The organism is Nonomuraea sp. NPDC003707 (genome assembly GCF_053587055.1).
On record NZ_JBSFNK010000016.1, the window covers coordinates 47,528 to 61,112 of the forward strand.

14 protein-coding genes are annotated in these 13,585 nt (G+C 68.3%); 10 read left to right on the top strand and 4 right to left on the bottom strand.

What is annotated here, in order from left to right:
• The first annotated feature begins 451 nt into the window (after positions 1-451).
• Genes ACWDRB_RS35305 through ACWDRB_RS35315 form a run of 3 tightly spaced genes read left to right on the top strand, consistent with a single transcriptional unit; the run spans position 452 to position 3,201 of the window.
• Positions 452-1,285, top strand: coding sequence for a mechanosensitive ion channel family protein (locus ACWDRB_RS35305; RefSeq protein ID WP_350731581.1), 834 nt, complete (start codon positions 452-454; stop codon positions 1,283-1,285).
• A gap of 9 nt (positions 1,286-1,294) precedes the next feature.
• Positions 1,295-1,675, top strand: coding sequence for a globin (locus ACWDRB_RS35310; protein WP_185067323.1), 381 nt, complete (start codon positions 1,295-1,297; stop codon positions 1,673-1,675).
• Positions 1,676-1,692: 17 nt separating this feature from the next.
• Complete coding sequence (locus ACWDRB_RS35315) at positions 1,693-3,201, top strand: glycoside hydrolase family 13 protein (protein WP_449901093.1); 1,509 nt, start codon at positions 1,693-1,695, stop codon at positions 3,199-3,201.
• A 56-nt stretch (positions 3,202-3,257) separates the two neighbouring features.
• Here ACWDRB_RS35315 and ACWDRB_RS35320 read toward each other — a convergent pair whose 3' ends face one another.
• Positions 3,258-4,424 (bottom strand): MFS transporter, encoded by a 1,167-nt coding sequence (locus ACWDRB_RS35320; protein ID WP_449901095.1) that lies wholly within the window; start codon positions 4,422-4,424, stop codon positions 3,258-3,260.
• Positions 4,421-4,792, bottom strand: a complete 372-nt coding sequence (locus ACWDRB_RS35325) for an acyl-CoA thioesterase (protein ID WP_449901097.1) — start codon at positions 4,790-4,792, stop codon at positions 4,421-4,423. The genes ACWDRB_RS35320 and ACWDRB_RS35325 overlap by 4 nt, the downstream gene beginning before the upstream one ends.
• Before the next feature lie 763 nt (positions 4,793-5,555).
• Here ACWDRB_RS35325 and ACWDRB_RS35330 point away from each other — a divergent pair.
• The 3 genes from ACWDRB_RS35330 (at position 5,556) to ACWDRB_RS35340 (ending at position 7,287) form a co-directional block, all read left to right on the top strand.
• Positions 5,556-5,807, top strand: coding sequence for an SCO4226 family nickel-binding protein (locus ACWDRB_RS35330; protein ID WP_350731592.1), 252 nt, complete (start codon positions 5,556-5,558; stop codon positions 5,805-5,807).
• 140 nt (positions 5,808-5,947) lie between these two features.
• Positions 5,948-6,127 carry a hypothetical protein gene (locus ACWDRB_RS35335; protein WP_449901100.1) on the top strand — a complete coding sequence of 60 codons (180 nt, stop codon included), beginning with the start codon at positions 5,948-5,950 and terminating at the stop codon, positions 6,125-6,127.
• Between the two features lie 548 nt (positions 6,128-6,675).
• Positions 6,676-7,287 carry a TetR/AcrR family transcriptional regulator gene (locus ACWDRB_RS35340; RefSeq protein WP_449901102.1) on the top strand — a complete coding sequence of 204 codons (612 nt, stop codon included), beginning with the start codon at positions 6,676-6,678 and terminating at the stop codon, positions 7,285-7,287.
• Positions 7,288-7,438: 151 nt separating this feature from the next.
• On the opposite strand, the gene ACWDRB_RS35345 is transcribed toward ACWDRB_RS35340, so the two are convergent.
• Positions 7,439-7,951 carry a VOC family protein gene (locus ACWDRB_RS35345; protein ID WP_449901105.1) on the bottom strand — a complete coding sequence of 171 codons (513 nt, stop codon included), beginning with the start codon at positions 7,949-7,951 and terminating at the stop codon, positions 7,439-7,441.
• 162 nt (positions 7,952-8,113) lie between these two features.
• On the opposite strand from ACWDRB_RS35345, the gene ACWDRB_RS35350 reads away from it, so the two are divergent.
• Genes ACWDRB_RS35350 through ACWDRB_RS35360 form a run of 3 tightly spaced genes read left to right on the top strand, consistent with a single transcriptional unit; the run spans position 8,114 to position 10,788 of the window.
• Positions 8,114-9,430, top strand: coding sequence for an MFS transporter (locus tag ACWDRB_RS35350; protein ID WP_355200164.1), 1,317 nt, complete (start codon positions 8,114-8,116; stop codon positions 9,428-9,430).
• Positions 9,427-10,374, top strand: a complete 948-nt coding sequence (locus ACWDRB_RS35355) for a ribonucleotide-diphosphate reductase subunit beta (RefSeq protein WP_449901107.1) — start codon at positions 9,427-9,429, stop codon at positions 10,372-10,374. Before ACWDRB_RS35350 ends, ACWDRB_RS35355 begins: the two co-directional genes overlap by 4 nt.
• A 3-nt stretch (positions 10,375-10,377) precedes the next feature.
• The gene (locus ACWDRB_RS35360) at positions 10,378-10,788 is read left to right on the top strand and encodes a hypothetical protein (protein ID WP_449901110.1); all 411 of its coding nucleotides are present in this window, start codon (positions 10,378-10,380) and stop codon (positions 10,786-10,788) included.
• Positions 10,789-11,123: 335 nt separating this feature from the next.
• Here ACWDRB_RS35360 and ettA read toward each other — a convergent pair whose 3' ends face one another.
• Entirely contained in the window at positions 11,124-12,788 is a 1,665-nt protein-coding gene (ettA, locus tag ACWDRB_RS35365) for an energy-dependent translational throttle protein EttA (protein WP_449901113.1), read from the bottom strand.
• A 610-nt stretch (positions 12,789-13,398) separates the two neighbouring features.
• On the opposite strand from ettA, the gene ACWDRB_RS35370 reads away from it, so the two are divergent.
• A complete protein-coding gene (locus ACWDRB_RS35370; RefSeq protein WP_449901115.1) occupies positions 13,399-13,536 on the top strand; it encodes a hypothetical protein in 138 nt (45 codons plus the stop codon).
• Positions 13,537-13,585 lie beyond the last annotated feature (49 nt).

Genomic DNA, 13,585 nt, shown 5'->3' on the forward strand with positions numbered 1-13,585 from the left:
CGGTTCCGGCCCAGGCACGGTCTCGCATGCCGTGCCTGTCCACAGCCACCCACCCGGTCCTCCCGGGCGGGTGTTCGGGGGATCCCTCCCGGAACCGGCACGGGACACGCTTCCGGGTGCGCGTCCCGTTCCGAGCCGTCCGTCATCGGAGCGTCCGCTCTCTCCCTCCGCGGCCCAGAGAGCAGGCGTCCCCGTCTTCCCCGGCGTGATGTGACGGCGGGCGGTCCGGTCGGCGGTATTTTGGATCGAATCGGTCCAAAGCAGCCGACCGAACCGCTTCCGGAGGGGGATCTACCCAGTGTTACTGCTGGTGACCGCGTCGCAACCACCCGCTTCTCAGTTGGACTTCGAGAAGTTGACCCAGCAAATGGCTGGGAGCTGCGAGAACGACCCGGCGGGCATTTGCTCTACTCTTGTCGGGATGTTCCAGAATGCGACCTGGGCGCCCTTGGTGGCTAGTCTGATCACAATCGTCCTGATCCTCGTGCTCGCGATCGTGCTTCGCAAAGTCGCGCACCGGGTTATCACGAGAGTGGTCAACCGCGCGGCCACGGGTGGTTCGATAACCAGCAGGTTCCGCAAGAACGCGGTGCCCGACAGCATCGACGCGCTGCTGCACGAGCGCCGCAAGCAGCGCGCCGAGACCATGGGCTCGGTGCTCAAGCACGTCGCCTCGATCGTCATCCTCGGCACCGCGGTGCTGACCGTGCTCGATCGGCTGACGATCCCGATCGCACCCCTGCTCACCAGCGTCGGCATCCTCGGCGTGGCCATCGGCTTCGGCGCCCAGGAGCTGGTCAAGGACTTCATCGCGGGCATGTTCATGCTGCTCGAAGACCAGTACGGCGTGGGCGACGTGATCGACGCGGGCGCCGCGGTCGGCACGGTCGAAGCGGTGACCCTGCGCGTCACCAGGCTGCGCGACGTCGACGGCCGCGTCTGGTACGTCCGCAACGGCACCATCACCCGGGTCGGCAACGAGTCGCAGGGCTGGTCGCGGGCCTTCATGGACGTCCCGGTGGCCTACGACGCGGACATCATGAGCGTCCGGGTGCTCCTGGAGCACGTGGCCGAGGAGATCTGGGCCGACGGCGAGTTCCGCGAGACCAAGATCGTGGAGCAGCCGCAGGTGTACGGCGTCGAGCAGATGTCCGACAGCTCGCTGGTGTTCCGCATCAGCGCCAGGACCCTGCCCTCGGCGCAGGCCGAGGTGTCCAGGGAGCTCAGGTTCCGGGTCAAGTCCGCACTCGACTCCGCCGGCATCCCCATGGTCGCCACCGCATAGGCTGAGAACGTGAGTGAGACCTCCTTCTACGACGCCGTCGGGGGCGACGAGACCTTCCGGCGCCTCGTGCACCGTTTCTACGAGGGCGTCGCGGAAGACCCGTTGCTGCGGCCGCTCTACCCGGAGTCCGATTTCGAAGGCGCCGAAGAGCGGCTGCGGGGCTTCCTGATCCAGTACTGGGGCGGGCCCAACACCTACAGCCAGCAGCGCGGCCACCCGAGGCTGCGCATGCGGCACATGCCGTTCGTGATCGGCGAGCCGGAGCGGGACGCCTGGCTGCGGCACATGCGTGACGCGGTCGACTCGCTCGACCTGCCGGAAGAGCTGGAGACCAGGCTCTGGGACTATCTGGTCTACGCGGCCCACAGCCTGGTGAACTCCCCGACATAGCGGGCATGACACGCCACATGGATATCCCCTGGTGGCGTGATGCCATCGTCTACGAGATCTACGTTCGCAGCTTCGCCGACGCCTCGGGAGACGGCGTCGGCGATCTGGCCGGGGTGCGCGAGCGCCTGCCGTATCTTCGGCGGCTGGGGGTCGACGCCATCTGGCTGACGCCTTTCTATCCCTCCCCCATGGCCGACGGCGGCTATGACGTGGCGGACTACCGGGGTGTCGATCCGTTGTTCGGCACGCTGGCCGACTTCGAGTCGCTGGTCGCGCAGGCGCACGAGTACGGGTTGCGGGTGCTGGTCGACATCGTGCCCAACCACAGCTCCTCCGAGCATCCCTGGTTCCAGGCGGCGCTGCGGGGCGAGCGGCGCGACCGCTACATCTTCCGCGACACCACCAACAACTGGCAGTCCACGTTCGGCGGGCCCGCCTGGACGAAGGTGGCGGACGGGCAGTACTACCTGCACCTGTTCGCTCCCGGGCAGCCCGACTTCGACTGGCGCAATCCCGAAGTGCACGCCGAGTTCCTGGACATCCTGCGGTTCTGGCTGGCCCGGGGCGTCGACGGGTTCCGCATCGACGTGGCCATGGGGCTCTACAAGGCCGAGGGGCTGCCCGACGTGGGCGACCAGTCGTTCATGTCGGTCTCGCCGGTGTGGGGGCAGCCGGAGGTGCACGACGTCTACCGCGACTGGCGTCGGCTGCTGAACGGTTATCCGGGCGAGCGGATGGCCGTGGGCGAGGTGTGGACGGACAGCTCCGAGGACCTCGCCCGCTACGTACGCCCGGACGAGCTGCACCAGAGCTTCAACTTCGCCTGGCTGCAGGCGCCGTGGTCGCCGACGGCGTTCAAGAAGGTGATCGACGACACCCTGGCCGCCGTGCCGTTCGCCACGTGGGTGCTGTCCAACCACGACGTCGTACGCCACCGCACCCGCTACGGGACCGCCGACCCCGGCACGGGGCTCGCGCGGGCCAGGGCGGCGCTGCTGACGATGCTGGCCCTGCCCGGGTCCGCCTACCTCTACCAGGGCGAGGAGCTCGGGCTGCCCGAGGTGACCGACCTGCCCGACGAGACCAGGCAGGACCCCGTCTTCTTCCAGTCCAAGGGCGAGCTGCCCGGGCGCGACGGGTGCCGGGTGCCGATCCCGTGGACGGTGGACCCGCCCTCCCACGGCTTCTCTCCCGGCGGGGTGGAACCGTGGCTGCCGCAGCCGGCCACGTTCGCGGAGCTGAGCGTGGAGAAGCAGGAAGGGGACGCCGGCTCGACGCTGGAGTTCTACCGCCGGGCCCTGGCCTGCCGCCGTGACCTGGTCGGATCAATTCCTTATACCTTGGAGTGGCTGGACTCACCCGAGGGTGTGCTTTTCTTCACCCGCGGCCCGCTGACCTGCGCCATCAACTGCGGACTCCGACCGGTACACCTGCCCGAGCACGACACCGTGCTCCTGTCGAGCGGTCCGCTCAAGGGGGACCTGCTGCCGCCCGACACCGCGGTGTGGCTCCGGCACGAGTCATAGCGGTGTGGCTCCGGCACGAGTAGCGGCCTTAGTGATCCTGCGGTGTGGCTCCGGCGTTAGTCATGCCTTCGCGAGCGCTCGCCGCGGAAGGGGATGACGGGCAGCGAGAGCAGCGCGCACGCCAGGCCCCCCGCGAACCCCGCCCAGAACCCGGCGTGCTCGATCAGCACGCCGGCGAGCGGCGTGATGACGAGGGAGACGGTGTTCTGGACGGTGTTGTGGGTGGCCAGCACCCTGCCGGCCCAGGCGGGTCCGGCCAGCTCTCCGGCGGCGAGGTAGGCGAGCCCGTTGCCGGCCACGGTCATCACCGCGGCGAGGGCGAGCATGACGGGTCCGAACTCGCCGCCGGTGATCGTGCCGACGACCAGCAGCACCAGCACGCCGAGGGTGGCGAGGGTGATGAGCAGCAGGGGCCGCATGCGCAGGCCGGTCCTGTCGGACCAGCGCCCGACCGCGATGCGCACCGCCGCCCCGCCGATCGCCGCCACCCCGAACAACTGCCCGGCCGCCACGCTGTCCCAGCCGTACAGGTGCACCAGGCAGGTCACGCCGTACGTGCTGACCACCATCTGGGGCACCACGTGCAGGGCGCTGGTCGCGTGCACCCGCCACAGCGCGGGCTGCCGGTACGGCGTGCCCGCCGGCGCGCTGCCCGGCGCGGAGATCGTACGCGGTGGCTCGGCCAGGAAGATCGCGGCCAGCACGGCGGCCAGCAGGCTGACGGCGGCGCAGACGGCTAGCACGCCGGGCAGGCCGTGCGCCCGGGCGACCGGCGGGAGGACGAAGGCGCCGATGGCCATGCCGAGGGTGAAGGAGACCTGGCGCACGCCCATCGCGACGCCGCGTTCGGGCGGTTCGAACCAGCGCAGGACGATCCGCCCGCCGCCGACCAGCGCGGCCGAGCCCGCCGCGCCCGCCAGGGCCAGCAGCGCGATCACCGCCCAGGTCCGGTCGACGAACGCGACGGCGGTGAACAGCACGGCCGCCAGGCCCACTCCGGTGCCCAGGACCACGCGTTCGCCGTGCCGGTCGGCCAGCGCGCCCCAGGCGACCAGCGCGAACAGGATGCCGATGGCCGGGGCGTTCGCGATGATCCCCGCGACCGGCAACGAAACTTCGAAATGTCGCTGTATTTCGGGCAGGATCAGGGGCAGTCCGCCCAGTCCTAAGGTGACGCTGGTGTGCGCGTTGACACCCAGCGCCAGCATCAACCACCGCTTCACGAGAAGCGTTTGAGATAGGCCAGTTCGCTCTCGGTGAGCCTGCGCGGTGCCGCCCGCTCGACGTCGTAGGCCGCGAGGACCGAGGTGGCGGTGACGTACACGTCGCTGTCGTCGAGGATCTCGTACTGAATCGTGAACCGCACCGACCTGATCTCGGTCACCCACGTCTCGACCCGCACCGGCTCCGCACGGAAGCCGAGGGGGCGGCGGTAGTCGATCTCGTGGCGGGTCACCACCAGCCCTTTGAACGGCTCCTCGCCCGCGCTGTACGGATCGATGTGGAACATGCCGAAGCGGGCGTCCTCGAGGTAGTCGAGGAAGCGCACGTTGTTCACGTGATCCTGGGAGTCGATGTCGGCAAATCTCACCGTTCGGAGGTATACGTGCCGCTGGGCTTGGGAGCGTTCAACCACGTCCGCCACCGTACCCGCCCGGGTCTGGTGTCCTTGCGTCAGGTCTGTTTCTCGTGGTCGGAGGTGTCGCGCGAGCGGGCTGGCCAAAGGCCGCACGATGATCGCCCCGGGGGCGGACAGGGGGATCGAGCGCAGGCACGGGCGCAAGCACGGGCACGGCGCAGGCACGGGCACGGCGCAGGCACGGGCACGGCACGGGCACGGGCACGGCACGGGCACGGGCACGGCACGGGCACGGGCACGGCACGGGCACGGGCACGGCACGGGCACGGGCACGGCACGGGCACGACGCAGGCACGGGCTCAAGTCCACCGGACAAGGGGATCAGGCGCGGGGGCCCGCACCGGGAGCCGCCTCCTGCCGGGGGCGCGCGAACCACGCCCCCGGGTGACGGGGATATACGGGCCACCACCCACCCTGACAGCTTTCGATTACTCAGCGTAACCATCGCTCGAGGCTGCCACCACCGAGCCCACTCAGCGCTCGACCCCCTCAGCACCCGGTTTCCCCGCCACCTGACCGCTCATTACCCGCGTCGGGGGACCGTGGGCGTTCAAGGGGTGGCGGTGCTGATGTGCCGGGGCTGTAGGCGCTCCTGGAGCGGGCTCGGGTGACGCCGGTTTGGTTGGGTGGCAGTGGCACGGGGATGGCACACGATGGAACGCCTTTTCCTCAGAGGGCACACGACGTACCGGATGGTGCAGGAGGAGAGGACGCGATGGCGAAGTTCATGGACGTGCACAGCGGGTTCGTGGGAGTCACGGAGGAGCAGTTGCGTGCGGCGCATGAGCGCGACCTGGCGATAGAGGAGTCCGAGGGCGTGCACTTCGAGCGCGCCTGGCTCGACCCCGAGTCGGGCAAGGTGTTCTGCCTGTCGTCGGGGCCGTCCAAGGAGGCGGTGCTGCGCGTACACGAGAAAGCCGGGCATCCCACGACGGAGATCTACGAGTTGCCGGTCGAGGTGGAGTAGGCGGATACGACAGCAGGAATGGGCAGCAGCCCGTCGCCCATTCTTACTAAAGTGCTTTTTTGGGCACTTGTCGGCCCTGCATCCCCATGCTCACCCTCGCCGGCATGCCGCCACGTTCACAGCCCTCAGGGGAACACGGCGTGATTCGCGTTGCGATGATCGACGACCACGAGCTCATCCGCCATGGCCTGGAGTACCTCCTTCCCCGCTTCGATGACCTCGAAGTCGTGCTCCAAGGCTCGGGGATCGGTGACCTGCGCGGCTCCGACCTGGATCACGACGTGCTGATCCTCGACCCGTACCTGTCCACCGGCGACTGAGGTCAGGGAGCGGTGGGCGACCACCAGGGTCCTGGCCATCTCGGCCTCGGGTCGGCCCGCCGACGTGCTGGCCATCCGCTCGAACGCCAACGAGTACGTCACCAAGGCCCCCCGCGGGCCTCATCGTGAACGCCGTGCGTACCGTTGCGGCCGGTGGCTTCTACCTGTCGGCCAGGCTGGCCGACATCCTGTCTGCAGAACGAGCTCGATTCCCCGACCTCCGAGGCGAGCCCGCCGCGTCTGTCGGCGCGAGAGATGGAGACGCTCGCGTATATCGGCCAAGGGTTCACCCGTGCGAGGCGATCGAGGAGGCGTGCCGGGCGTCCATGTCCTCCCGCACCCGCCAGGCCGCGTGCAACGGCAGCCACATGGCCGCCTCGATCTTCACCAGGGAGTCGGCGACCATCCACTGGATGGCCAGATCGTCTGCCCCATGGACTTGCGGATCTTGAGGTGAGCGAGAAGTCCGTCAGCCGCCTCCCCGACCATCACTGTTGCGCGGTGTCAAGAACCTGATTCTAGAATTGGCCAGGTCTATACTCTGCCGCGTGGCGCGTAAGTCCTCATGGGAGTGGAGTCGTACGGCTCAGACCCGTAAAACCATGCTGCAGGCGGCTCGCGAGGTCTTCGGCGAGCACGGCTTCGCCGAGGCCAGCGTCTCCGAGGTGGTCGCCCGCGCCGGCTCCAGTGTCGGCAGCCTCTACCACCACTTCGGGGGCAAGACCGAGCTGTTCCTGGCCCTGTATGAAGACCACCAGGCAGCGCATGAGGAGGCGTCGGCCGCCAGTGTGGCCAAGGCCAAGAAGGCGGGCGTGGATGATCCCGTCGAGCTGCTGATCGCCGGGGCTCGCGCGTACCTCGCCGGGGCCTGGGACCGGCGCGATCTGGTGCGGCTCTTCATCGATGGGGACGGGCCGCCGGGGTTCGAGCTGATCCGCCGTACGCGGGGGCGGGAGTGGGTACGCCAGAACGCGGTGCTGCTGAGGGCAGGGGATGATCCACTCGATCGGTTCACCGTGGCCGTGCTGACCAGCATCATCGGTGAGGCTGCCCGGGAGGTCGCCACCTCGGACACGGAGAAGGAGGCGCAGGAGGTCATCGAGGCGGCGATGACTCTGATCCGGCGCCTCGACCCCCTCCAGGTCCTCGAAGAGGGGTGACCGGGACCTGGCGGTCGGCGCTCCGATCCGCACTTGCCCCGACACGGGCCGGGAGCGATCGCGCCGAAGCGGGAAAGCCCTCCGGCTGCCTGCGCAGCCCCACCGGATTCCCCTCACCGGTCCCGAACGGCTTCCCGTGAGCTCCAAGGCATCAAGGGCTGGGTACGCCGTTGCCATTCCACCCGCGGCCGGCCAGCACCTCCTCCAGCGTCGGCCGGACGTCGCCCGGCTCGTGCGGACCCGGCTGGGCCAGTTGGATCAGGACGCCGTGGGCCTCCTTGGGGTGCAGGAAGACCTCGCGCCAGCGGGGATCCGCCTGGTTGAGGCCGTGCAGGCGGTAGCCGCGGTCGGTCAGCAGGGCCACCGCGGCCGTCAGGTCGTCGACGTGGAAGTTCAGGTGGTGGACGCCGCCCCGCCCTCTGGTGAGCTCGAAGAAGCTGTCGAAGAACGTCGATCCGGCCAGGGGCTCCATGAGCTCGATCTTGCTGCCGTTCGCATATGTGAGCTGTAACGTGCGGAAACCGACGGCCCGGTTGTCACCACCGCCGCCCAGGTGCCGGCCGCCGAGCAGGTCGAGGTAGATCGGCAACAGATCCCTGATCCGGGGAGCGGCCACGGCCGTGTGGTCGAAGGCGACTTCGAGGCCGTCGAGTTCAAGGTCCAACACACGACTCCTTACACCGGGCAATCCTAGAATCGGATTCTAGCCAGGGATGAACATCTCACCCTTGACGACGGGCACACTGAGGAGCAACATCACAGAAATGAATTCTAGAGCAAGCTTCTAGAACGCTTGACGGGGGTCCAGCCCACAGAAAGGCAAGCCATGAGGCTGTCCTACGTCCGCGAGCTCGACGAGTACCCGACCGGCGCCCGCCGCATGAAGATCCTCACGATGGCCGTGCTGGCCATCCTCATCGGCTCATACGAAGGGCAGATCGCCCCCGTCGTACCCCTCCTCCTCAAAGATCTACACATGTCGCTGGCCACGTACGGCGCAGTCTCGGGCGCCGCGGCGGTGGCCGGGGCGATCGCCTCCATCCTGGGCGGCAGACTCACCGACCGGCTCGGCCGGGTGCGGCTGCTCATCCCGCTCATGGGCCTGACGGCCGTGTGCTGTTTCGCCATGACGCTCGTGCACAACCCGCGCGACCTGTTGATCGCCCGGATCGTGCTGGCATTCGTGGACGGCGTGGCCATGGCCAGCACCGCGCCGCTGATCAGGGACTTCTCACCGCGCCTGGGGCGGGCTCAGGCGTTCGGCTTCTGGACGTGGGGACCCGTCGGCGCGAACTTCCTGGCCGCGGCCATCGCCGGCTGGACCCTGCCGATCTTCAACGATTCGTGGCGCTCGCAGTTCGTCATCATGGGGTGCTTCTCGCTCGTCATTTCGGCGGTCATCGCATTCAACATCGCAGACCTGTCGCCCGAGCTGCGGGCCCGGATCCAGCACACCGAGCAGGCGGCAGCTCAGGTGGTGGATCTCGGGAGGCCGGCGCGCGTGCGCTCGCTCTTCGTCAGGCGGAACATCTGGGCGCACGTCATCGGCATCTCGCTGTGGCTGGTGCTCTACATCACGCTGTCGCTCTTCGGGCAGACGATGCTGGTCGATGCGCTCGGTATCAGCAGTGCTCAGGCTTCGACGATCATGGCGGCCTTCTGGAGTCTCAATCTGCTCACGCTGATCGTAACAGGCCGCCTGTCCGACAGGACCCAGCTGCGCAAGCCGTTCTCCCTCGGCGGAACCATCGCGGCCGTCCTCGTCACCGCCTACCTCGCCGTCTCCCTGGGTCAGGAAGACGTCTCGACCGGCACGCTCATGGTGGTCGGCGCGCTGCTCGGCGGCTCGCTCGGAGTGGCGTACGCGCCCTGGATGGCCAACTACTCGGAGGACGCCGAGGATGCCGACCCGCGGCTGCAGGGCACGGCGTGGGGGTTGTTCGGGTTCCTGACCAAGGCTATCGCGGTGGTCGGGCTGCTGGTCATCCCGCGAGTCGTCGCGGCGACGGACTGGCAGACGTGGCTGTTCGTGGCGCTGGGGTGTCTTGTTCTGTTCATCCCTGCGATCGTCATGTTCAACGGGCCGTGGCGCCGCCCCGCCCGCACGCCTGTCACAGTCGCCCTCGGGGAGGCCGAAGGATGACCGAACTGCCCGACGTCGCCGGCTCCGACCTGCGCGGGATCCGTCACCTCGACATCGACGACGTGCTCGCGTACGTGCACCGCGACCTCAAGCGGCTGCCCGACTACACCGAGCTGTACAAGCGTTACCTGCGCCAGCGATGGGACGTCTACGAGCTGGACTTCTCGCAGGACATCGTCGACTGGCGCGAGCGCATGTCGCAGGAGGAACGGGACGCGTTCGTCGGGATCTCCGCCGGGTTCCACCATGGGGAGCGGCAGGTGGAGGTGGAGCTGCCGGTGTTCATGCTGGGCGGCTCCGAGGAGTCCAAGATCTACATGTCCAGCCAGATCGAGGACGAGGCCCGGCACACGGTGTTCTTCGACCGTTTCTACCGCGAAGTGGTCGGCATGCCGGGCGACTCGGTGCAGGATGTGCTGGACGCGTCGTTCGAGCACGTCTCGGAGACGTTCGTGGGGCCGTTCGGGCTGCTCGCCTACCAGGCCGACGAACTGCGGAAGGACCCCGAAGACCCCGCCGCCCGGGTGCGCTACGGCACGACGTATTTCCTGTGGATCGAGGGCGTGCTCGCTCTTTCCGTCATGAAGATCACGCTCACGTACTGCCGGGAGTGGGGGTTCCTGCCCGGCTACTACACCGGCTTCACGGCCACGTGCCGGGACGAGGCCAGGCACGTGCAGTTCGGGATGCGGTTCCTGCGCGACTCGGTGCAGGAGGATCCGCGGCTGCTGCTCCAGATCCACGAGACGCTCCGTACGATCCTCGCCATGAACAGCGCCACCAGCCGCAGGCTCGCCCTCGAGTCTCTGGGCTGGTCGCCGGAGGAGGTCAGGCGCCTCATGATCCGCCAGCTCCACATGAAGCTGGTGGACGTGGGCATCGCACTCCCTCCGGACATCCAGGACATGGTCGCCCGCATCGAACCAGAGCTCGCCGGAGGCTGACGCATGCGCTTCTTCACCCCGGAATGGGCCGAAGCCGCCCGCGCCGCCGTGGACACGGGGCCTCCACAAGAGGGCAAACTGCCGTCGTACTGGAGCTGGATCGACCGCGCCCGTACCGGCTACACCGCCACGTGGGCGCTGGGCGTACGAGAGACGGGGGCTTACCTGGTCCTGGCCTGGGAAGACGGCAAGTGCGCCGAGGCTGCGATCACCTCCGACCCTGCGGCCGCCGACTATGTGCTGGCGGCCGGGGAGGCGACGTGGCGGGAACTGCGGGAGGGAGCCGATCCCGGACGGGTGGTGATGTATCGGGGGTTACGCCTGGAACGCGGGGATGTGCTGGCGTTCTTCCGGGTCATCTACTTCTTCGTGGAATCTCTCGCCGCCCTGTCCCAAGTCCCTGTCGAGCCTTGAACGAGCACTGCGGCCGATCGGTGCGGCCTCCTGCCCGGCGCGTCCATCACGTCGCCGGGCCCCCATCCACCACCGAGCTGACCGTCGGCCGCGGGCTGATCACCAGCCCCGACACCCGCCCGCCACCGAGCTGATCGCCGACCCCGGCACCCGTCAGCCACCGAGCTGATCACCGGTCCCGGCATCCGTGCGCCGCCCGACGATCCCGGCACCCGTCCACCATCCGGCCGGTCTACGGTGCTGGCGACCGGCCATGTGCGTCAGGCAATGTCACTCGCGCCCCGCCGTACACGAAGGGGGTTCCCTCCGGGACGGCGGGGCGCGTGCGCATCAGCTCAGTCGCGGTGGAGCTTCCGGTAGGTGACGCGGTGCGGGCGGGCGGCGTCGGCGCCCAGCCGCTCGATCTTGTTCTTCTCGTAGTCGGCGAAGTTGCCCTCGAACCAGAACCAGTTCGAGCCTTCCTCCCACGCGAGGATGTGGGTGGCGATGCGGTCGAGGAACCACCGGTCGTGCGAAGTGATCACCGCACAGCCCGGGAAGTCGAGCAGCGCGTTCTCCAGCGACGACAGCGTCTCCGTGTCGAGGTCGTTGGTGGGCTCGTCGAGCAGCAGGACGTTGCCGCCCTGCTTGAGGGTGAGCGCGAGGTTGAGCCGGTTGCGCTCGCCGCCCGACAGCACCCCCGCCTTCTTCTGCTGGTCAGGCCCCTTGAACCCGAACGCCGCGATGTACGCCCTGGACGGCATCTCCACGTTGCCGACCTTGATGTGGTCGAGCCCGTCGGAGACGACCTCCCAGACGTTCTTGTTCGGGTCGATGCCGCCGCGGCTCTGGTCGGCGTACGAGATCTTGACCGTGTCGCCGACGGTGATCGAGCCGGTGTCAGGCGTCTCGCTACCGGTGATCATGCGGAACAGCGTGGTCTTGCCGACGCCGTTGGGGCCGATGATGCCGACGATGCCGTTACGCGGCAGGTCGAACGTCAGCCCTTCCATCAGCAGCCGATCGCCGAAGCCCTTCGTCAGCACGTCGGACTTGATCACCGTGGTGCCCAGACGCGGGCCCGGCGGGATCTGGATCTCGTCGAAGTCCAGCTTGCGGAACTTGTCCGCCTCAGCCGCCATCTCCTCGTACCGCTGGAGTCGGGCCTTGCTCTTGGTCTGGCGGGCCTTCGGGTTGGACCGAACCCACTCGAGCTCGTCCTCCAGGCGCTTCTTCCGCTTGACGTCCTTCTGCCCCTCGACCTTGAGGCGCTGCGTCTTGGCCTCCAGGTAGGTGGAGTAGTTGCCCTCGTACGCGTACGCGCGGCCGCGGTCGAGCTCCAGGATCCAGTTTGCGACGTTGTCGAGGAAGTAGCGGTCGTGGGTGACGGCCAGCACCGTGCCGGCGTACTTCTCCAGGTGCTGCTCCAGCCACTGCACGCTCTCGGCGTCGAGGTGGTTGGTGGGCTCGTCGAGCAGCAGCAGGTCGGGGGCCTCGAGGAGCAGCTTGCACAGCGCGACCCGGCGACGCTCACCACCGGACAGCTTCGTCACCTCGGCGTCGGGCGGCGGGCAGCGCAGCGCGTCCATGGCCTGCTCGAGCTGACTGTCGAGGTCCCACGCGTTGCGGTGCTCGAGCTGGTCCTGGAGCTTGCCCATCTCCTCCAGCAACTCGTCGCTGTAGTCGGTGGCCATCTGCTCGGCGATCTCGTTGTAGCGCTGGAGCATCGCCATCGTCTCGGCGACGCCCTCCTGCACATTGCCGAGGACGGTCTTCTCCTCGTTGAGCGGCGGCTCCTGCTGGAGCATGCCCACCGTGAAGCCTGGCATCAGCTTGGCATCACCGTTGGACGGCTGCTCCAGGCCGGCCATCATCCGGAGCAGCGTCGACTTCCCGGTGCCGTTCGGGCCGAGAACGCCGATCTTGGCTCCGGGCAGGAACGACAGCGTGACGTCGTCAAGGACAACCTTGTCGCCGTGCGCCTTGCGCACGCGCTGCAGGGTATAGATGTACTCCGGCATGCCCTCTAGCTTAGGGGCTCTCCAGCCAGGCTTCCGCCGCTCCTCCCGGTAAGACCCGAAAGACCAGGCGGTCCCCCACACGCCCACCCCTAGCGTGCACGGGCGCATTCCGAAGCCGATGCGGGCCACCCACGCGGCCAGCCCCCACCCCTGGCGTACACGGGCGCATTCGTGAGGTCGTCGCAACACAGTGATCACTGACTGGCGACGGCCAGGACAGCGAGGCAACCGGGTTTCCGCGTTTCGTCATGCTGGCGAAACACGCAAACCCATAGCCGAGAAAGCTGTGGTGCCAGCTCGCCTGCAGGGCTTCCGCCGTCAGGGTCGGCACCGACGGGTGGCTGGGCGGTCGCAGGTAGACGATCGCGAGGTCTGCTCCGGCTTCGGCGAACGCGCGCGGCGGCCGCTGAGCAGGAACGGCTTGGCCTCGATCCAGGAGCCCGCCGCGCCGAAGGCATCAGGGGCGAGGGCCGAACACCGGGGTCCAGGCGGTGTGCAGGTGGCCGTCGCGGCCGGGTCGCCGTCGTGGCGCACCTGACAGGAGAAGCCGTGGCGTACCTGAAGGAAAATCGGATGCCGGACGGGTCCCGCCCCACATCAGCGCAGTGGAATGAAGCACCTCGCGTACACGGCGAAACTGCTCGATCGGGCCGATATCGAAGTTCCAGTGCTGGGCATGGCGCGCTGCGGCACACAGCATGCGCTTTCGCCGCTGCCGCCAATGCCGAGCGGCGGATGGGGCCGCTGAACCGACATCGCAGCCAGAGCCGGCAGCCCACCCAGTGGGACGGACGGGT

Coding starts and splice junctions, on each gene's coding strand:
- ACWDRB_RS35315 (WP_449901093.1), top strand. CDS start 1,693: ATGGATATCCCCTGGTGGCGTGATGCCATCGTCTACGAGATCTACGTT.
- ACWDRB_RS35370 (WP_449901115.1), top strand. CDS start 13,399: ATGAAGCACCTCGCGTACACGGCGAAACTGCTCGATCGGGCCGATATC.
- ACWDRB_RS35360 (WP_449901110.1), top strand. CDS start 10,378: ATGCGCTTCTTCACCCCGGAATGGGCCGAAGCCGCCCGCGCCGCCGTG.
- ettA (WP_449901113.1), bottom strand. CDS start 12,788: ATGCCGGAGTACATCTATACCCTGCAGCGCGTGCGCAAGGCGCACGGC.
- ACWDRB_RS35330 (WP_350731592.1), top strand. CDS start 5,556: ATGGCGAAGTTCATGGACGTGCACAGCGGGTTCGTGGGAGTCACGGAG.
- ACWDRB_RS35350 (WP_355200164.1), top strand. CDS start 8,114: ATGAGGCTGTCCTACGTCCGCGAGCTCGACGAGTACCCGACCGGCGCC.
- ACWDRB_RS35355 (WP_449901107.1), top strand. CDS start 9,427: ATGACCGAACTGCCCGACGTCGCCGGCTCCGACCTGCGCGGGATCCGT.